Here is a 20,383-nt window from a genome sequence, read left to right as displayed (position 1 = left end):
ATTTTGTTGCAAAGGGTAAAAAAGTAACAGATAAAAATATCAAAAAAGTTAAAACCATCCTTTCTATAGAAAGAGGAACACGCCTAGAAGGCTCATTTGGCACGGAAAAAGAAAACTATGGCCTAAGGAAAATCAAAGCAAAAACACCAGAAACACAAATCGTGTGGATGTTCTTCGGAATCTTTACTGCAAATGTCGTCCGACTATCAAAACGGCAACAAAAACAAGTCAAAAAAGTAGCTTGAAAAACTTTTAAGAGAAATATCACGGGATAAGACTGCCCAAACTCATCTAAAAAACAAGAATTGCTAACAAAAAAATGAAAATGTAAATTTTTCAAGAATTCTCAAAGCCAAAAAACAAAAAATCCAGACTCGTGAAAGACTGGATTCTTGAAAAACAGTATTTTTTTAGCAATTATCAAGGACGCCCTTTTTATTTTATTAATTTATTCAAAACTAATCCAACAACAAACCCTATAAAAATACCCAAAACATCTGCAAAAATATCCCACAAATCAAAGCTTCTATGGAAATGCTCTGGAAGCAAATATTGAACAATTTCTATTAAGACTGCGAAAGTTGCCATCATCCAAAAAGTCTTCAAATAAGATTTTTGATACATTAGCCATGAAAAAGAAAGTGCCCCAAAAGCCAGAAAGTGAGCAGTTTTGTCGTCGGGACCTTCTGGTAAATTTTCCGAAGGCATAAAACACAAAAACGCCACAAAAAGTGTTAGAAAAACAGAAAAATAAGATTTAGTATAGAAAAAATCAACAAGCTTTTGCAAAATCATTTGATAGAAATATAATCTGTTCCGTCTGAAAAAATATTAAAATTATTGGCACCTGACTTGTTCAGAATAGTTGTTCTGATTTCATTCCCATCATAAAAACCCAAATTTAAAGTTATAGTTCCTGTTCCGACATTACTTACTTTCCAAACCTTGCCCGTTCTTGTGTTGGCTGCAGGCAAAGTAAACATGGCATCTGGGCCTTTATGAATATAAATCTCTACTTCATCAGATAGACTTACATCTGATGTAGAAACCATGAATGGATGTACCTGATCCGCCAAATTTGACTTAAACACTTCACCATCAGAATTTACTGTTAAAACCTTTTCAGGACTAGATTGATTAGCAAGGCCAGTAATTTTTAAAGGATCTGAAACAGCTTCAATGGTCAATTTATGCGTAACATTTTGAGTACCTATGCCCACTTTCCCTGCAAAAAAATTATTCAAGACACTGGGTTTAATAAATATTCCCCAGCCTTTTTGGATAATTGAAGCATTTACTCCTCTAAAATCTTCTAGTCTCAAGCCATAAAAATTATCAATTATAGCAAGATTATTCGACAATGGATCAGTAAAAAAACGTAGATTTATCAGGTCAAATTCCGTATTTCTGTAAGTCCTTTGATTATTACTAAACGTTCCGGAAATTTTCAAAACCGAAGATTTAACTAAATGACCACCATCTCTAAATCCAATGACATCTTTACTTCCTCTTACAAAATTCAACTCAGCAGTGCTATTGTGAACATCAGAAAAATAAGTCCCTGATTTAAAATTGGCGTAATTATTAGCCACAAAAACATTATGACTTTCACTTACTCCTTCCGCCAAACCAACTGTGGTAGAATCTGGAGATATAAGATCTACTCTGGGTTCATTTAAACTAACATACATACCTCTATTGTCATTAGATTTATATTTATCAGTTACTAAGAGCTTATTCTGATATGGCGAAATAAACGCATGTGAAATAGCCACTCCTCCAAACCTATACACTTTCGAAGAATCTTCATTATTGTAAATAACCGTGGAATCTTTTTTCCAATTGCTCTGACCAAATGTCAAAACTTGACAAAAAACTAGAATTACTATAATTGAATATTTCATTTTTATTTAAAATTCATCCAAATTAAACAAAAAAAAGCATTGAAGTCTCCATCAATGCTTTCTGAAATATTATTTTTATTATCTGGTAATCCAGCTAAACTCATACGCAAGTTCAGGCACTTTGGTTCGGTCTGCAATTCTTTTTAATCTATCTGGCAATGCCATCAAATAATCTCTTGCCTTTTCTGCAGAATCGTTTAATTCGGAAATCTTATCTATTTTCCAATCTACCAATAAATCTTCCAAAATTTTAATATAATCCATTGTAGTATATACACCCAAACGCTGAGCAGAATCAGAGAAATGCGTAAATACATCACCCATTTTTTGTCCAGTTTCTCTCAAAAAATGTGCTGGCATTACTATTTTCTTTTTCATCATATACTCGAAAGCCAACATCATTTCCGAAGGGTCAACTTCAAAAAATCTTTCTACAAATGTCTTATAGGCTTTTGCGTGACGCATTTCGTCAGCTGCTATCACTCCACAAACTTTAGAAAGATGAGCATTTCCGAATTTTTTGGCTAAAGTGGCTGTACGTCTGTGGGAAACATTCGTGGCCAACTCTTGAAATGAGGTATAAACAAAGTTTTTGTAAGGATCAGTATCTGTACCAATATCAAAACCATCCGCTATCAACCATTGTGTCGAGGTTTCCATTTCTTTCATATTCACTCTACCAGACAAATACAGATATTTGTTCAACAAATCTCCATGTCTATTTTCCTCTGCAGTCCACCATCTCACCCACTTAGTCCAGCCAGTTTGTTTCTGTTCTACCTGATTTACGCCATCTACCGCCATCAACCATGACGAATATGTAGGCAAAGCCTCCTCAGTAACGCAGTCGCCAACTAATACAGCCATATAATCATATGGCAGTTCTTTACAAGATGCCTGCAAATCTTTAAGTTCTGACGTAAAATTATCTTGTGTGGAATCAGGCAAAAAATCTGCTGGCTGCCAATTGGTTTCAATGGGATTCAAAAACTCTTCAATTAAAGCATCTAATTTTTCCCCAACAAACCTCATTACTTCTATTCTAGAAACCGGTAATTTCATAATTTCATTTTTTAAATAATAAACAAAAGTAAATAAAATTTAATGTCTAAGGACAATTGCAGTATTAAAATAAACTATTTTAGAGAAATCATTGAAACTTACTAATTCGAAAAAAATAATTAAATTTGCAGAAAAATTCTCTTTGTGAAGAAAATTCTCGATTACATTCTAGGTTCCATTTATCTTCTCTATTTCGGCATAATTTTGGTCATTTTCCATGGTATTCAATTCATTGCCTACGAAGCTTTTGGTCAAAAAGCTCATCAAAAAACCGTAGAATGGTTAAATTTCTGGATAGTATTTGGTTGGTACTTAACGGGATCTTCAGTCACGTTTAAAATAAACACCGACCTGCCCAAAGACAAAACAATCATTTTTATTTCCAACCACCAAAGCATGTTTGACATACCTGGCATTATTTGGTTTTTAAGAAAACATACACCGTTGTTTATTTCTAAAGTTGAACTTTCGAAAGGTATACCGAGCATTTCCTATAACCTTAGAGTAGGAAAAGCAGCCTTGATAGACAGAAAAGACCCAAAACAAGCCATTTCTGAAATTATAAAATTTTCAAAATATATCTATTCAAATAAATATTCAGCAGTGATTTTTCCCGAAGGAACTAGGTCTAGAGATGGAAAACTTAAGCCTTTTGCTATAGGTGGAGTAGCTACCCTCTTAAAAAAATGCCCTGAAGCAGCAGTTGTCCCTATTGCACTTAGTAACACTGGCAAATTTAACCCAAAAGGCATATTTCCTTTGACAAGTTTCACCAAAATGTCATGGAATACATTGAGTCCAATCGAAAGAACTGGTAAAACTCCTGAAGAGATTGTAATAGAAGCGGAGAAACAAATCAATGATTTTTTGAACAAAAAATAGCATTTTTGCCAATTATTTCGTTTTTTCACGACACAAAGAACAACAAATTTATAAATATTTGTTTTTTTGCATTAAACCAACAAACTGTTTCAATACTCAAACATGAATTACGAGATTTACACCGAAGGTGAATTTAAATATATAGACGAAGGCCAAGGTCAACCATTAATGATACTTCATGGCCTATTTGGTGCTTTAAGCAATTTCGATGGCGTAATTGAAGGTTTTAAAGAAAACTATAGAGTGGTAATTCCTGTTATGCCTATCTATGACATGCCCATGCGACAAGCTAGCCTTGAAGGATTACAAGCCTTTATCGAAAGATTCATCGAACTTAAAAACTTAAAAGACATTATCGTCCTAGGTAATTCTTTGGGCGGACACGTTGGATTGCTATACACATTAGCACATCAAGACAACGTGAAATCTTTGATATTGACAGGTAGTTCAGGTCTTTTTGAAAATACAATGGGTGGATCATTTCCTAAAAGAGGTAGCTATGAATACATCAAAGAGCGGGTAGAATATACATTCTATGACCCAAAAACTGCAACCAAAGAACTTTTGGATGAAGTGTTTGAAATAACCTCAAGCATTCCGAAATGTATGAATATTGTCCAAATAGCCAAATCTGCTCAGAGGACCAACATGGCCAAAGAGATAAATGCTATAAAAGTTCCTACGTGTTTGATTTGGGGATTGAATGATACAATTACTCCACCGAGCGTTGGGCATGAATTCAACAGATTGATCTCTAACTCTGAATTGCATTTCATAGACAAATGTTGCCATGCACCTATGATGGAGCAGCCTGAAATATTCTGTGAATATATGGCAGGCTTTTTGGATAAAATAAAAGAATCAGAACCGACACTAAAATAAAAACACCTACCAAATGGTAGCAAAAGAACTAATTGACAATAACATTCCAGTATTAAAACAAACTGACAATGTAGATCGTGCTCTTCAGTTGATAAATGAAAGCAAAACTGTTCATTTGCCCTACTTAGAAAACGAAGAATTTAAAGGCTTTTTCTCGGAAGATCAGCTTCATATATTTGATTATGATGCCATGCTTTCTGACATTTCGCCTTTAGTAGTATTAAATTATATAGACGAAAACCTCCCTTTGTTCGAATTAATAAAGGTTTTCTCAAAAACACAATTGGATATCCTACCAGTTTTTGATGAACAAAAAACCTTTTTAGGGATTGTAGAGAAAAAAGAAATAAATGAGCAATTTATTGCAAAGTTTTCTTTAGACGACAATGGAGGTTTAATAGAAATCAATTTACACAACAAAGAATACTCGCTCTCCGAAATATCGAAAATAATAGAATATGAATATGCGAAAATAACCAGCTTATTTTTGTTTCATGACAGTGCAAATCATCTTCATTTAACTTTAAAATTAGACATAGCTCAAATAAGCGGGGTGATAAACTCATTGGAGCGGTATGGATATGATGTAGTTTCATATTATGCTTCTGAGCCTGTATCCAATCTTGAAAAAGACAGATACGACTTATTAATGAAGTATTTAAGTATCTAAAATTGTTTTTTTATGAAATTTGCAATACATGGTCGAGTATTCAAGCCCGAATCTTCATCTGCTATACAGGAGCTCTTTAATGAACTAAAAAACCACAACATAACTTATCAGATTTCTGAATATTTCGCCCAAATATTACAAGAAGCGGAAATAGCCTTTGAGAAATCCGAAACTTTTAACTCATCGTCTGAGCTATTGGATATTGACATAGCTATAAGCATTGGAGGAGATGGCTCATTTCTAGAAACCTTAGGCTTAGTTGCAAACAAAGAAATACCTGTTTTAGGAATAAATTTCGGTAGGTTAGGTTTCCTAACAGACATACAGCCTCAAAATATCAAGAAAACTATCAAAAAAATTGCAGCGAAGCAATACAAGATTGATGAGCGATTAATGGTACATGCCGAAGCTAATAATGAGTTTTTTGAATCAGGCATGAATTTTGCTTTGAATGAAATAGCGATTTCAAAAACAGATACTTCTTCTATGATTGTGATTCATGCATACATAGATGGTGAGTTTTTGAATAGCTACTGGGCAGATGGTTTGATGGTAACAACCCCAACAGGTTCTACCGGATACAATCTGAGTTGTGGCGGACCTTTGGTGATGCCACATTCAGAAAATTTCATAATCACTCCTATTTGCCCACACAATTTATTCGTTAGACCGATGATAGTTTCAAGTCAAAGTAAAATTACTTTAAAAGTAGAAAGCAGAAGCAATAACTTTCTAGTTTCTATGGACTCCAGAGCTGCAATAATAGGCGACGACGTTGGTGAAATCAATATCAGTTTAGAGAAATTTAAGGCCAAATTGGTCAAAATAGACGGATTGAGTTTTCTTTCAACCATGCGAAAAAAATTAAATTGGGGAGACGATATTAGAAATAAAAATTAATACTCAATAATAAAGTTATTTTATTCGTTATTTGACAAATTCGATAAAACTAGGAAACGCTATGTTTATGCCCATTAAAAAAATCAACAATCTTCTTTTGATTATACTGATGATTGTTTCTACAAACCTTTTTGCTCAGAAAAAGGGCCTGTTTAGCAAAAAAAACGTTTTGAATCAATACGCTTCTGTTGGAATAGGCGGTGGCAGTTCTCATTATTATGGTGATTTGGCTCCATATAGTTATTTTTATTATGGATTATACACCAATGTAAGATGGAATGGCACTATTAACTATACAAGGACATTAACGTCAAACGTTTCCGCTCGAGTATCATATACTTATGCTAGAATTTACGGGGATGATAATACCTATGCTTCAAAAAACTTAGAAAAACTTTCTGCAAATTATATTAGAAATATGCATTTCAGAAATGACCTTCAAGAATTTGTAGTTTCAGGTATATATAATTTTTTACCTCAATTTGGTAAAGGTGCAAAAAGTAGAAATAAAATTATGCCTTATGCAGCTGTAGGAATTGGACTATATGGACACAATCCGAAGGCTAGAGGTCCATTGACTTTTGACAATACTACGGGATTACCAATAAAGGCAAAATGGGAGGCCCTTAGACAATACAATACTTCAGGACAGGGAATACCAGGCTCAACAGTTAAATCTTATTCGCTAGTACAACCTGTAATGCCTATTGCACTCGGAATTAAAATAAAATTGAACGAAAAATTTGATTTTTCAGCAGAAGCAGGTTTAAGACTAACTCCTTTTGATTATTTGGATGATGTAGGAAATACTAGTTATCCATCAAAAAGTTTAATGGTTTCGAACTATGGTCAAGATGCAGCTAATTTAAGCTATCGAGCAGGAGAAGATTATTCTGCAACTACAGGAGACCTAAGAATCCAAAACTTTATCCAAGCAGCTTCTCAACAGGGATTTAGCACAGCAGGAATTGCCCCTTCCACCAATGCAGAACAAATATATCCATATTCAAGCAAAAGGGGTTCAAAAAGAATTGACAGTTATGTTTTAACTCAATTCACTATAAGTTATGTTTTGAGCAATAGTATCAAATGTCCAGTTATCAAATGATTTGACCTTTACTTTTTTTATTTCAAGAAAAAAAGAGGAACTTTGGGGTTCTGTCCAAAAGGTATGTCTAAAAAAACACTGATTTTTGTATTAATTTCTCATTTTGTCTATTCTCAAAAACTTGAAATAGGTGCAGGTGCTGGCCCTACTTATTACAAAGGAGACTTACAACCTACTTTCAGGGTATTTAATCCTTCTATTGCTACAAATCTCTTTGTAAGGTATAATATTTCTAAAGTTTTTTCAATAAAAGGAAATGCAAGTTTTGGAATGGTCTCTGGAAATGACAAAAGATCTGGCAATGCTTTAAACAAGTACCGTGGTCTTAAATTCAACAATACACTATGGGACTATTATGGACAAGTAGAATATAACTTCCTGAACTTCAGAACTCATAATGGAAGATATGAACATTCTTGGACGCCTTATCTTTTTGGAGGTTTTGGAAATTATCAGCATCTGAAAAGAAAATTTGATTCGCGAGGCAATATTACAATTTCAAACAAAATTGCTGGACCTGATCCAATTTTGCCTTTTGGAGTTGGTTATAAAAAAATATTAAATGGAAAATGGAATTTTGGAGTGGAATTTAGCACCAGAGTACTATTAAGGAAGAAAAATTCAGACCTATTTGATGGTTTTGGATTTTCACCTGACCATCCTGACCCTCAAAGCTTATATACGGCCTTTGACAGTGGAGATAAGAACTTTGCATTATTGAAATACCCAAACACAAAAGAAAAAGACAAATACTTTATGGTTTCATTCTCCGTAAGTTATTTATTCTATAAAGTTCATTGTCCGCCAGGTAGGTAAAACTTACTTTTCTAACATTCCAAGTAGCAATAAACTACTTTATTACAATATTTTACCTTTTTCCATTCACTGCTTTTTATTCCTTTATCTTTTTTGTATTTTTGCAATCCTTTTCAAACGGACAAATATAATTTTTAATTGGAAGACATCGATTTAAACAATTTACCCAAACATATTGCCGTTATCATGGATGGAAACGGTAGATGGGCGAAAAGCAAAGGGGCAATGCGTATTTTTGGCCATCATCATGGCATTGCGGCTGTCAGAGAAACCGTAGAAGCCTGTGCTGAAATGGGTGTTGGATTTCTCACGCTTTACACTTTTTCTACTGAAAACTGGGGTAGACCAAAAGCTGAAGTAGATGGCATTATGAGTCTCTTAGTAAAAACCATAGGTGATGAAGTGCCAACACTTCACAAAAACAATGTTAGGCTAAAATGTATTGGTGACCTAAATATGTTGCCCAATAAAGCCAAAAACGAAATGTTGGAAGGAATAGAAAAGACAAAAAACAATACAGGTTTGGTTTTAAGTTTAGCATTAAGTTATAGTGGCAAATGGGATATTGTTCAAGCCATAAAACAAATAGCAGCAAAAGTAAAATCAGATGAACTAAAAATAGAAGATATAAACGAACAGATGTTCAACGGGTTTCTTTCAACATTCCCTGACCCTGACGTAGATTTCTTAATTAGAACCGGAGGTGACCATAGAATTAGCAATTATCTTTTATGGCAATCAGCCTATGCAGAGTTATTATTTTTAGACGACGTTTTTTGGCCAGATTTTAGAAAAAAACATTTGATTGAGGCAGTAAAAACCTACCAACAGAGAGAAAGAAGATTCGGAAAAACAGGAGAACAGATAAAAACAATTAAATGAGGTATTCTATAAAACCATTAATACTTACCCTATCATTAATTTTCACAAGCAAAATAGTTGCTGCTCAATTCCAACTCGGAGTTGGTAGATCAAACCAATCGGTAATTAAAGAAGAGTTGGTAGACTATGCAAATCCGAAAGAATATGTAATTGGTGGAATTACTGTAACGGGCGTTAAATTCCTAGACCCAAATACATTAATATCAGTTTCTGGATTAAATGTAAACGATGCAGTAACAATACCAGGAGAAAGAATAGCGGCAGCCATTAAAAGACTGATGGAGCAAGGTATTATTGAAGATGTAGCCATTAATATTACCAAAGTCGAAGGTAAAACTGTTTTTTTAGAATTAGACATCAAGGAACGTCCTAGGCTAAATAAAATAGTCTTGAATGGTATTAGAAAAGGTGAAAAAGAAACTGTAGAAGACAAAATAAAGACATACAAAGGCAAAGTTATTACCGAAGCCATGGTAAAAAACATCCAAAATTTAGTCAAAAAACACTACTTAGATAAAGGTTTTAAAAACTGTACAGTACAAGTACAACAAATAGCTGATACAATTAGAGTAAATAATGCAGCTTTGGTTTTTAATATCTCCAAAAATTCGAAAGTAAAAATTAATGATATTCAGCTAAATGGCATTGAAGAGCTGCCAGAATGGAAGGTGCTTTCTAAAATGAAAGGTACCAAGGAAAAGGCACCTTTGAGAATATTTACCCCTTCTAAGTTTATTGAAAAAAAATACAAAGAGGATAAAGAAAACCTAGTAAAGTTTCTCAACAAGAATGGCTACCGAAATGCCCAAATTGAAAGTGATTCAATTTATAAAGTAGATGACAAAAACATAAATATTGTTTTAAATGTAACCGAAGGAAAGAGGTTTTATTATAGAAATATTACTTGGACAGGAAACTATCTTAGAAACTCTGATACACTTGCCTTAATATTGGACATCAAAAAAGGCGACCTTTACAACCCGGAAGAACTTGAGAAAAAACTAAATGGAAAACCACAACAAGACGTAAGTTCATATTACATGGACGACGGTTATTTATATTTTAGTTGTCAGCCAATTGAAACTGCCGTAGATGGTGATTCAATTGACATAGAAATGAGAATCACTGAAGGAAAACAAGCCACCATAAACAAAATCATTTTAAATGGTAACACCAAAACCAGTGATCATGTAGTATTAAGAGAAATCTTGACAAAACCTGGTCAGAAATTTAGCAAAACTGACTTAGTAGAAACAGTTCAAATGTTGTCAAAATTAGGTTATTTTGACCCACAAAAAATTGATCCAAAGCCAGTTCCACAAAATGACGGAACTGTAAACATTGAATACAATGTTGAGGAAAAATCCAATGATAACATAGAGCTATCAGGTGGATGGAGTGGCATTCAAGGTATTATTGGAACATTTGGTATTGTTTTTAATAATTTTGCAATAAGAAAAATCTTGAAATTTAATGAATACAAACCTTTACCAAAAGGCGATGGGCAAAGATTTGCAATTAGATTTCAGGCAAACGGAGGATACCAAAACTATTCTATCTCATTTACTGAACCTTGGTTAGGGGGCAAAAAACCAAATTCATTTTCGGTAAGTTTATTTCACTCTGTTCAAGATTATAGCAAAATTGCCGATAGAATGGCTAAATACTATTCTAATTCTTCCTATGGTAGCTATTACAGTTCTAGTTACTCTTCTGCATTATACCAAGGATATTTCAGAAATACTGGAGGGTCTCTTACTTATGGAAAAAGATTAAATTGGCCAGATAGAAACTTCAACTTTAGTTCTGCCTTGTCTTATCAATATTATGATGTTTCAAATTCATATTTGTTGTCTAATTTTAGAGACGGCCAAGCCCATGATATCTCACTAGGATTCAATGTTTCAAGATATAGCTTAGACAACCCCCAGTTTACTAGAAGTGGGTCAAACATAGCCTTAAATGCCACCTTCAACCCCCCTTATTCATTATTTGGAACACCAAAATCAGGTAAACTTTGGATAGAAGGTCATAAGTGGATGTTTGACGCAGACTGGTATGCTCCAGTATTTGGCAAATTGATATTCCATGCTAAAGGGAACATGGGTTTCTTGGGTAAATATAACTCAAGTGTTGGCTACAGTCCGTTTGGTCGATTTGTTTTGGGTGGTGCTGGTATGGGTTTACAGAACACAAATAGTATTGGTGTTGAGTTAATTGGCTTAAGAGGATATGATGAAGGAGTTGTTTATGAAGCAACTTATAATCAGAAAGTAGAAGCATCAACCTCAACTTCTGTATATTCTAGAACTGGAGGAATAATATACAGTAAATATACGGCCGAATTAAGATACCCAGTTTCATTGAATCCTCAAGCAACGATATTTGTCCTTGCTTTTGCTGAGGCAGGAAATAGCTGGGGAAGCTATAAAGACTATAACCCATTCAAGTTAAGAAGAACAGCTGGTGTTGGGGCTAGAGTATTTATGGCGGCTTTTGGACTTTTAGGGATTGATTATGGATATGGTTTCGACCCTATTCCTGGCCTTAACAATAAAGGAAGAAAAGCATTTACGTTTAGTATTGGTCAACAAATCAGATAAAACTTAATTTTATCTGTTAAAGTATTGTTAATCGACTTTCAGATTATAAACTTAAGCGATGCTAATTCGTCTTAGATGCATAAAACCATTAGATAAAAAATGACATAACGAAACTTAAAAGAAATGAAGTTAAAGATATTTTTTTTATTTTTGATACTTGGAAGTGTTCAATCTTTTGCCCAAAAGTTCGGATATATTGATACCGAATATATTCTAGCTAAAATGCCCGAATACAAAAAAGCAAATGAAATGATGAATCAATTTGCAGAAAAATGGACACAGGATTTGCAGGGAAAGTATACTGAAGTAGAATTAATGAAACAAAAATATCAGCAAGAAGAAATTCTATTAACTTCTGATATGAAAAAGGAAAAACTAGCTGAAATAGCAAAAAAAGAAGAAGAGTTAAAAACACTAAACAATAGTATTTTTGGTCTTAATGGTCAGTTATTTCAGAAAAAAAAGGAGATATTGAAGCCAATTATGGATGATTTATACAAAACATCCGAAAAAATAGCTCGAAAATATAAACTTAGTTTTATCTTTGACAAAGCATCAGACATGACTATGTTTTATGCAGACCCTCGCCACGATTATACAGATTTTATGATAGAGGAGTTAGGTCTAAATTTAAAAAAGTAAACCAAATTAATTTTTAATAATACAGAAATGAAAATCAAACTATTTGTTACTGCTTTAACTTTATTTGCAAGTTTAAGTATCAATGCACAGAACCTTAAAATGGGTTATACCAATATTGAGTTTATTCTTCAAAATTTACCTGAATCAAAAGATATTCAGTCAAAAATAACAACTGAAAAAGCTCAATACGATAAATTGTACCAAGATAAATTAGCTGAAGCTCAAAAACTTTACGAAGATTACCAAAAAAATCAAGCTTCTATGTCAGCAGTTATAAAGGCAGACAAAGAAAAGTCTCTTACAAACAAGCAAAATGAACTTCAAGAATTGCAACAAAACGCTGAAGCTGCACTTTCTCGTAAGCAACAAGAATTAATAGCTCCAATTATGGATAAAATCCAAACAGCTATCGATGCAGTGGCAAAAGAAAATGGCTATACTTATGTATTAAATTCTGACGCAGGATATGGTACAACTCCAGTAATCTTGGTAGCTCCAGAATCTGACAATATCACTAACTTGGTATTTAAGAAAATGGGTGTTACTCCTCCAGCAGAAGTGAAAGAAGAGCCTAAGAAATAAGCTTAAAGATATTCTAAAAATGAGCCTTCAGTAAACACTGAGGGCTTTTTTTATATCAAAACTAAATCGTCTGCATGGACGAAGACTAAGTTCTGAATTTTTAAACTTGAAGCTAAATCCACTGAAGAAAGTTTTGCTTGACCAATAGCTAATACTTGAGCGTTCTCGTTTATTATTTCAACCAATTCGCCTGCTTCAAATTCTCCCTCAAAATGACTAATACCTACCGCCAACAAACTCTTCCTATTCAACAAAGCCTTACTGGCTCCATCATCTATACTGATTCTACCAACCGTCAATCCTCCGCTCGCTATCCATTTATCTTTCGCAGACAATTTGACTTTTTGAGATAAAAAGGTAGTTCCAGACTTTTGATTTAATGCATTAATAATTCCATCCTCTACCTTCATACCAAATATCATCACTTGGATACCCATTTTTGTAGCGAGGTGCGTAAATGTCAATTTAGATGCCATTCCACCCAAACCAAGAGCAGTTTTTGATTTGCTAACCATACCTAAAATCTGCTCATCTATTTCCATTACTGTACTGACAAGCTCTCCGTTCTTATTTAATAATCCTCCTGAGGCTGTGCATAACATTAAATTACTGGCACCAAATCCACCTGCTATTAATGTAGCTAATTCGTCGTTATCTGAGAATTTTAGTTCGCGATTACTCACAACGTCGTTTTCGTTTGCAATAGGTATAATATTGCTTTTCCAAAGTTCTTCGTAGGTTTCTTTGAGCTGTAAAAACTGTTGGCGGTTGGCGAAATGTTGCCTTTCTAAAAGACTTTGGGCTACTTTTATTCCAAATTTTTCGAATGCTTGGTCGTACATTTTCAGCAATAATGGATTTCCAATAGCGGCGGCAGCTTTCTTTTGACTAATAGTCCCTTCATAATTCTGAACAAAATGCTTCCCTGCTCCCACCGCTCCTGAGGATACTATCACGATTCTGTAAGTATTGTGCAAAGAAGCTACTTGGCGTGCAATTTCTTCAATTATCGCCAAATCTGGTTCCCCAGATGGTTTGGTAATAGAAGCTGTACCAAACTTTAAAACTAAAAGCGGTCTTTTCATTTATTAATCAATATTTCGAGGTAAACCTAAGCTCATAGCCAAATCAGCATGAATACCATTGTAAATCAAACTTAATATTATATTGATATCTTCTTCAAATTCAATTCTGTAATCTTCATGTAAAGCTTTGAGATTCTTTAGCATCATTAGCGTTTTCTTTATGTTGAATTCATTCAGTTTAAAATTATACTTATAGTCTGGCTTATTGAAAACTGAATTATAATCTTTTAAAAACTTCAAAATTAATTTCACGCTTAATCTTACCTCCCCTACTTTATCAGCGGTAATTCTTTTGTGATACAGTATTTTGGCAAAAAAAATTCTCTGTAGAATTAACAATTCTCTGGATTTAATTGCATTTAGCTTTTTTAGATTTTTAATATCATCTGAGACCGCATCTTGACGTAATTTCAAGTCTATTTCAGGATGCTCTAATAGCTTAAAATGCAATTGCTCAACTAGCACCTTATCCTTATTAATCAGGCGAATCAGCAACTTATTCTTCTCTTTGGCAGGTAAGTTTATAATTGCTTCTTCTAAATCTTGCTCGATTATTTTTGCCATTCTACCATATCATCAATATCCTCCAAAATGCAGAAATCAAAACCAATATCAAACTTAAAGGTGTCAAAACTTTCCAACAAAGATACATCAGCTGATCTACTCTCATCCTTGGCAAAGTCCAGCGGATCCACATCTGCACCAACATTCCAAGGTATGCCTTAGAAAATAACCAGAATGCTCCCCAAAGGTGCGTTGCTATCTCGCTGTTTTTGCCTGATGTCCAATCCGCAAGTTTAAGACTTCCAATATTGGGAAATGGAGTATTCCAACCTCCTAAAAATAATACGACTGCAAACATTGACAGTAATAGCATCATACCGTATTCTGCCAAAAACAAAATGGCCCAACGGAAACCTGAATATTCAGTATGAAAACCGGCAATCAACTCCGATTCTGCCTCGGGTAAGTCAAAAGGTGCCCTATTAGCCTCCGCTAGTGCAGCAATAATAAAAACTACAAAAGCAATTAAAAGAAAAGGACTTCTAAAAATATTCCAAGTCAAAAATCCGCCAATTCGCGTGGTTTCAATTCCTAAAGCTTTTATGCCAAATAGATAATTAGCTTCTCCTGAAAAAATACCTTGCTGAGTAATAATTTCCTGAATATTAAGACTTGAGCTTATCAATACTACACACAATACAGACAAACCAATGGGCACTTCATAAGATAGTATTTGAGCAACTGAACGCATCGAACCCAATAATGCATATTTATTATTAGATGACCAACCAGCCATCAAAATCCCCAAAATATCCAAAGAAATTATTCCCATTAACAAAAACACACCCGTCTGTAGATCAGCACCTTGTAAAAGTCTATTGACTGGAATAAATGCAAAACCGGCAAAAATGGCAATAAAAATCAAATAGGGAGCAAACATAAAAAGTTTCTTATCTGCTTTGTCAGGTATAATATCTTCTTTTTGAAATAATTTCAATAAATCAGCAAATAACTGTAATAGCCCCCATTTTCCCACTTCCATTGGCCCAAGCCTATCTTGTATAAATGCCGAAAGTTTTCGTTCGATATATACACTCACGATAACATTGGCACCTATAACGGCTAAGAAAATGAAAAGTGATAAAAACATAATTAGAATTCGGCGTTTTTAGGTGTACGTGGAAAAGGAATCACGTCGCGGATATTTCCCATACCTGTCACAAAAAGCACCAACCGCTCAAATCCAAGACCGAAACCTGAGTGAGGAGCGGTTCCGAATTTACGCGTATCCAAATACCACCACAAATCTTCAGGAGCAATACCCACTTCGGCCATTCTACCTACCAATTTATCATAATTATCTTCTCTCTGAGAACCACCGATTATCTCCCCTATTCCAGGAAACAAAACGTCCATGGCTCTAACTGTTGGCCCTGGAGCAGCGTCAGAAGGTTCGTCTTGCTTCATGTAAAACGCTTTGATGTCTTTCGGGTAATTGGTCAAAATAACCGGTTTTTTAAAATGCTTTTCAACCAAATAACGCTCATGCTCTGATTGTAAATCTATACCCCAAGCTACTTCGTATTGAAATTGCTTTTTCTGTGCAGGCTTTGACTTTACCAAAATATCTATTGCCTCAGTATAGGTTATTCTTTCGAAACTGTTATTTATTACAAAATTAAGCTTATCCAAAAGATTCAATTCCGAACGTTCGTTTTGCGGCTTTGATTTTTCCTCGTCTAATAATCTTGTTTGCAAAAACTCCAAATCGTCTTGACAGTTATCTAAAGCGTATTTTATTACATATTTTATGAAATCTTCGGCAAGATTCATATTGTCTTCGAGTTCGAAAAATGCCATTTCGGGCTCTATCATCCAAAACTCCGCCAAGTGCCTTGTGGTATTGGAGTTTTCGGCTCTAAATGTTGGCCCAAAAGTATATATTTTTGATAAAGCCATAGCTCCAAGCTCGCCTTCTAACTGTCCAGAAACCGTTAGTGATGTTTCTCTTCCGAAAAAATCCTGAGAAAAATCTATATTTCCTTCTTCGTTTTTAGGAGCCGCATTGGGCTCAAAAGTACTAACTCTAAACATCTCACCAGCACCTTCAGCATCTGAGGCGGTGATAATAGGCGTATGCAAATAGAAGAAACCGTTGTCATTGTAAAACTTATGCACGGCAAATGCCAAAGCATGACGAATTCTGAAAATAGCCCCGAAAGTATTGGTTCTGAATCTCAAATGTGCTTTTTCTCTTAAAAATTCAAGGCTGTGCTTTTTCGGTTGCATCGGAAAAGTCTCGTCTGCCGTACCGTAGATTTCGATATTTTCTACTATTACTTCAAGTGCTTGACCTGCTCCCACCGAAGCTTGCAAAGTACCCGTAACTGCCAAACAAGCACCTGTAGTAACCTTTTTTAAGGTTTCTTCATCTATTTTTCCATCTTCTACTACAGCCTGAATGTTCTTAATGGTAGAGCCATCATTAAGATTTATAAAAACTATATTCGCTTGTCCTCTCTTGGTTCTAACCCAACCTTTAACTGTAACTTTTTGACTTTCTGGCGAAAGTTGTAGAATGTCTTTAATCTGCATTTTATCGAAAATTTATAAAAAATTAAATTCTCCGCAAAATTAAGGATTTCACAATCATTTATTACGCTATTTCAAGGATTATTGCGATTTAAATTATTTCTTAAGCTTCAATTTTAGCTTAGCCTAATTTATAAAGAAAAGCTAATAGCTTTAGAAAGATTACTTTAAGCTTTCCGGAAATTCACAAACGAGGATTTTTTATTCTAAAAAAGCCTCGAGCATCAAGGCTTTATAATTCAATTCTAATTGGGTTTGGATCCGTGTGATTTTGGCTTTTTCGGCATTTAGCCTGAAAGTGTTTAGTTCTGTGATATTTAGAATCCCTTCAGAAAAACGTTCTTTGGCTGCTAAATAGGCTTTAGACTGGGTATTTTGATTAATCTCAGCATATATTAATTTTTCTTTAAGCAGGTCAATCGTCATTTTTTGCTTTTCTAATTCCTGGTTTAGCTTTAAGTTTTGCTGATCTATTTGCTTTTTTATAATCCTCTCCTGAATATTTGCATTGGCTATTTTTGCCTGAACTTGGCCATTGGAATAGATGGGAATATTGAGCCCAATTCTAAAATATTGATTGAGATTATAGTTTAATTGTTTGAAATACGCAAACTCTGCTGAGGCCGCACTTGAATAAGCTGAGCCAAGTCCCGCACTAACATTAATACTAGGATATTTTGCTGCTTCGGCCAGTTTGCTTGCTATTTTAGCTATTTGCAATTGGGTTTCAAAGATTCTCTGAGACGGATGAAAGCTTAGCTGAGCTTTTGATTCTGAAAATAATATATTTTCTTGCTTTACATTAAAGTCAGTTTTCGCACTAAACCCTAACCATTGGCTTAGGGTTAATTTTGAAAGGGAAAGGTTGTTTTTTGCATTAAATTCTTCAAATTTTACATTTCCGATTTGTGCTTCAAAATCACTGATTTGGCTATTGGATATTAAACCTTCCTTGGCTTTTTCCTTCAAACCTAACCATTGACTTTCCAAGTCGAGTCTTTGTTCAGTAGCCAATCTAAAAAATTCTTGGGCCAATAAAACTTGCATAAAAGCTTCAATTACACTGATTTTTAGCTCTTTTTTGCGAAGGTCCAATTGCTGCTTTTCAGCTTCTGTATTCAGCCTATTTTGCTCTATTTGCTTGTTTACGCCATTTAGAGCATTCCAGTTTGTACTTACACCAAAAGCATTGGTGGAAATGTTTCGCTGTACGAAGGTATTGGTGAAGGGATCTATACTCCGTCCGCCATTAACCCCTTGCGAAACACTGCCACTTAAGCTTGGGAGTTTGTTTAGTTTAGAATAACTGTATGCATCATTGGATTTAAGAATATTCAGATTTTGCACTTGAATTTCGGGATTTTGGCGAAAAGCAGTCTCGATACATTCCGCTAAAGTGTACACTTTTTGAGCATGTATTTCAAAACAAAGAAGAATTAAAAACAACATTTTCCCCATCAATATGAAAAATTAAAAACAATTCGAAATATGCCCACAAGCAATTATAAATTCCCAACAAGAAAAAACTGCTTTACTAAATAACAAGCAGGCAAATGACCAATAACTAATACAGAAATAACCAATAAACCAAATAACTAATACACCAATAAAAATGCACAAATAACTAACCTACCGTTTCAATGACTTTCGGATATCATAGAAAAACTTCTCCATCAGCTTTAGATTTTCTGTTACTATCTCTCCAGAGGCCGTCATGCCGTTTTTAAATGGCAAAGCTTTTTTTGAAGAAGTAATAAGTCCTTCGGGAAACTGCACTTTTACCAAATACGTAGAATCCTTTGCAATATCTGATATATAGGATATTTGGCCTTTAACGGTGCCAAACTCTTGAAATGGATAACTTGGAAACTTCACTATCACTTCTTGTCCTGCCTTAATTTTACCAAAATTGTATTGACCCACCATCATTTCCCCATAAAAACCCGATCCCTCAGGCAGAATATACATGAGCTCTTGCCCAGCTTTTACCATTTGGTTTTCTTGTAAAGTACTTAAGAAATTCACTTTGCCAGAAATAGCCGCCGTAGCTATATACCTTTGTTTCCAAGCTTCTATGTCGCTTTTGAGCGTATTGATTGATTGTATAACCGCCACTTTTTGATCCAAAACGTTTTTGTCTATTTCAAATATTTCCTGCTGCTTTTGCGTCTGGTTAATGGTATTGTTTTCTAAACTGCCTTTGGCTTGTTCATAAGCCTGTTTTTTGCTTAGATATTTGCTCATTGAATTTTTAGCTTCCAAATGTGCCACAAAGCCTTTTTCTGCAAGTCGCTGTTGGCTTTGGGCTTCTTCTAAAGCCATTTGTAAATCTTGCTCTTGCAATTGCAATTGACTTTTGGTATTGTCCTGAAGTCTTCTTAAAGAACCGATTTCACTGCCAATGGTTGCCTTTTTCTTTTCAAAAACCCCATTGCTAGCAGCAGCTTTGGATTGCATCAAAGCTTGTTGAAATGCTTGATATGACTTTTGCAATTCACCCAAGCTAAAATACTGGGGAATCTTTGTGTTTTGAATTGCATTGATATTATTTTCCTGGGCAAAATTCACCAAAGTATTTACCGTTTCTTCAAGTTGCAGTACTTCGTCGTGGCTTGCTGTGCTTTCAAGATAGGCCAATACCTGGCCTTTTTCCACCAATTCGCCTTCTTTTGCAAAAAGGCGGGTGAGGTTACCATCTGTTTTGCTTAGGATAGTTTTTGGTAGATTATTGGCAACTACCTTGAGCGAAGAACCCACCAAGTCGGGATATTCTACAAACCAAGTAATGCCTATCAGCATAACAAAAGCCAAAAAGAAGACCGTAGTACCCCAACGAATAAGCCAGATGGGCGGTTTGTTGAGCACTTCGTCTACATTTGAATTTACCAATTCAGGCATGCGGTTTCTATTTCCACCATTATCTCCTTCAAATTCTATCTCGGGAGGAATTGGTGGCGGAGAAGCTTCTTTTGGAAGCAACTCTTGCTCAAAAACACCCCTACCCCCCATCAATATCCTGATGTCGGTATAGAGGAGCTTTTCCGAACTATTTATATATTCTTTTTCGTTCATTATATTATTTTTCTAATGCATAATAGAACACAGATAAACACGGATTTGACACGGATTTTTATTTATAAAAAATCAAAGTTTCGAGCAATATAAATTAAAATTGTCCGTGTCAAATCCGTGTGCTAAAAACACCCCTACCCCCCATCAATATCCTAATGTCAGTATAGAGGAGCTTTTCCGAACTATTTATATATTCT

At 34.6% G+C, this 20,383-nt stretch carries 19 protein-coding genes and 1 pseudogene; 11 read left to right on the top strand and 9 right to left on the bottom strand.

Annotation, left to right across the window (positions count from 1 at the left end; all coding sequences use genetic code 11):
• Nucleotides 1–245 (top strand): annotated as a pseudogene (locus EGI22_RS14570) (DDE transposase); the annotation flags it as partial.
• Between the two features lie 190 nt (nt 246–435).
• Here EGI22_RS14570 and EGI22_RS14565 read toward each other — a convergent pair.
• From EGI22_RS14565 to EGI22_RS14555, 3 genes are all read right to left on the bottom strand, one after another.
• Nucleotides 436–789 carry a VanZ family protein gene (locus EGI22_RS14565; RefSeq protein ID WP_255069197.1) on the bottom strand — a complete coding sequence of 118 codons (354 nt, stop codon included), beginning with the start codon at nt 787–789 and terminating at the stop codon, nt 436–438.
• Between the two features lie 2 nt (nt 790–791).
• On the bottom strand, nt 792–1,904 hold the full coding sequence (locus EGI22_RS14560; RefSeq protein ID WP_255069196.1) for a hypothetical protein: 1,113 nt from the start codon (nt 1,902–1,904) through the stop codon (nt 792–794).
• Nucleotides 1,905–1,982: 78 nt separating this feature from the next.
• Nucleotides 1,983–2,966 carry an acyl-ACP desaturase gene (locus EGI22_RS14555; protein ID WP_255069195.1) on the bottom strand — a complete coding sequence of 328 codons (984 nt, stop codon included), beginning with the start codon at nt 2,964–2,966 and terminating at the stop codon, nt 1,983–1,985.
• Between the two features lie 144 nt (nt 2,967–3,110).
• Here EGI22_RS14555 and EGI22_RS14550 point away from each other — a divergent pair, with 144 nt between their 5' ends.
• The 10 genes from EGI22_RS14550 to EGI22_RS14505 all read left to right on the top strand — a co-directional run bounded on the left by EGI22_RS14550 (nt 3,111) and on the right by EGI22_RS14505 (nt 12,933).
• Complete coding sequence (locus EGI22_RS14550) at nt 3,111–3,848, top strand: 1-acyl-sn-glycerol-3-phosphate acyltransferase (RefSeq protein ID WP_255069194.1); 738 nt, start codon at nt 3,111–3,113, stop codon at nt 3,846–3,848.
• Between the two features lie 102 nt (nt 3,849–3,950).
• Nucleotides 3,951–4,730 carry an alpha/beta fold hydrolase gene (locus EGI22_RS14545; RefSeq protein WP_255069193.1) on the top strand — a complete coding sequence of 260 codons (780 nt, stop codon included), beginning with the start codon at nt 3,951–3,953 and terminating at the stop codon, nt 4,728–4,730.
• 13 nt (nt 4,731–4,743) lie between these two features.
• A complete protein-coding gene (locus EGI22_RS14540; RefSeq protein WP_255069192.1) occupies nt 4,744–5,400 on the top strand; it encodes a CBS domain-containing protein in 657 nt (218 codons plus the stop codon).
• 12 nt (nt 5,401–5,412) lie between these two features.
• On the top strand, nt 5,413–6,300 hold the full coding sequence (locus tag EGI22_RS14535; RefSeq protein WP_255069191.1) for an NAD kinase: 888 nt from the start codon (nt 5,413–5,415) through the stop codon (nt 6,298–6,300).
• Nucleotides 6,301–6,367: 67 nt separating this feature from the next.
• Nucleotides 6,368–7,408: a DUF6089 family protein gene (locus tag EGI22_RS14530; RefSeq protein ID WP_255069190.1), complete on the top strand. Its 1,041-nt coding sequence runs from the start codon at nt 6,368–6,370 to the stop codon at nt 7,406–7,408.
• Between the two features lie 63 nt (nt 7,409–7,471).
• Nucleotides 7,472–8,224 carry a DUF6089 family protein gene (locus EGI22_RS14525; protein ID WP_255069189.1) on the top strand — a complete coding sequence of 251 codons (753 nt, stop codon included), beginning with the start codon at nt 7,472–7,474 and terminating at the stop codon, nt 8,222–8,224.
• Between the two features lie 138 nt (nt 8,225–8,362).
• Nucleotides 8,363–9,106, top strand: a complete 744-nt coding sequence (locus EGI22_RS14520; RefSeq protein WP_255069188.1) for an isoprenyl transferase — start codon at nt 8,363–8,365, stop codon at nt 9,104–9,106.
• Nucleotides 9,103–11,709, top strand: coding sequence for an outer membrane protein assembly factor BamA (gene bamA, locus EGI22_RS14515; protein WP_255069187.1), 2,607 nt, complete (start codon nt 9,103–9,105; stop codon nt 11,707–11,709). The genes EGI22_RS14520 and bamA overlap by 4 nt, the downstream gene beginning before the upstream one ends.
• Before the next feature lie 123 nt (nt 11,710–11,832).
• On the top strand, nt 11,833–12,351 hold the full coding sequence (locus tag EGI22_RS14510; protein ID WP_255069186.1) for an OmpH family outer membrane protein: 519 nt from the start codon (nt 11,833–11,835) through the stop codon (nt 12,349–12,351).
• 27 nt (nt 12,352–12,378) lie between these two features.
• Nucleotides 12,379–12,933 carry an OmpH family outer membrane protein gene (locus tag EGI22_RS14505; RefSeq protein ID WP_255069185.1) on the top strand — a complete coding sequence of 185 codons (555 nt, stop codon included), beginning with the start codon at nt 12,379–12,381 and terminating at the stop codon, nt 12,931–12,933.
• Between the two features lie 50 nt (nt 12,934–12,983).
• Here EGI22_RS14505 and proB read toward each other — a convergent pair whose 3' ends face one another.
• The 6 genes from proB to EGI22_RS14475 all read right to left on the bottom strand — a co-directional run bounded on the left by proB (nt 12,984) and on the right by EGI22_RS14475 (nt 20,186).
• Nucleotides 12,984–14,018, bottom strand: coding sequence for a glutamate 5-kinase (proB, locus tag EGI22_RS14500; RefSeq protein ID WP_255069184.1), 1,035 nt, complete (start codon nt 14,016–14,018; stop codon nt 12,984–12,986).
• A 3-nt stretch (nt 14,019–14,021) separates the two neighbouring features.
• The gene (locus tag EGI22_RS14495; RefSeq protein WP_255069183.1) at nt 14,022–14,582 is read right to left on the bottom strand and encodes a hypothetical protein; all 561 of its coding nucleotides are present in this window, start codon (nt 14,580–14,582) and stop codon (nt 14,022–14,024) included.
• 1 nt (nt 14,583) lies between these two features.
• Nucleotides 14,584–15,672, bottom strand: coding sequence for an NADH-quinone oxidoreductase subunit NuoH (gene nuoH / locus EGI22_RS14490; protein WP_255069182.1), 1,089 nt, complete (start codon nt 15,670–15,672; stop codon nt 14,584–14,586).
• Between the two features lie 2 nt (nt 15,673–15,674).
• Complete coding sequence (gene asnS / locus EGI22_RS14485) at nt 15,675–17,117, bottom strand: asparagine--tRNA ligase (protein ID WP_255069181.1); 1,443 nt, start codon at nt 17,115–17,117, stop codon at nt 15,675–15,677.
• Nucleotides 17,118–17,315: 198 nt separating this feature from the next.
• The gene (locus EGI22_RS14480) at nt 17,316–18,518 is read right to left on the bottom strand and encodes a TolC family protein (protein ID WP_255069179.1); all 1,203 of its coding nucleotides are present in this window, start codon (nt 18,516–18,518) and stop codon (nt 17,316–17,318) included.
• A 225-nt stretch (nt 18,519–18,743) separates the two neighbouring features.
• On the bottom strand, nt 18,744–20,186 hold the full coding sequence (locus tag EGI22_RS14475; RefSeq protein ID WP_255069178.1) for an HlyD family efflux transporter periplasmic adaptor subunit: 1,443 nt from the start codon (nt 20,184–20,186) through the stop codon (nt 18,744–18,746).
• Nucleotides 20,187–20,383: the final 197 nt, after the last annotated feature.

This window comes from Lacihabitans sp. LS3-19 (assembly GCF_024343575.1).
GTDB lineage: Bacteria > Bacteroidota > Bacteroidia > Cytophagales > Spirosomataceae > Leadbetterella.
Note: the sequence above shows the minus strand (reverse complement) of the source record. Positions and strands in the feature narration are given on the sequence as shown.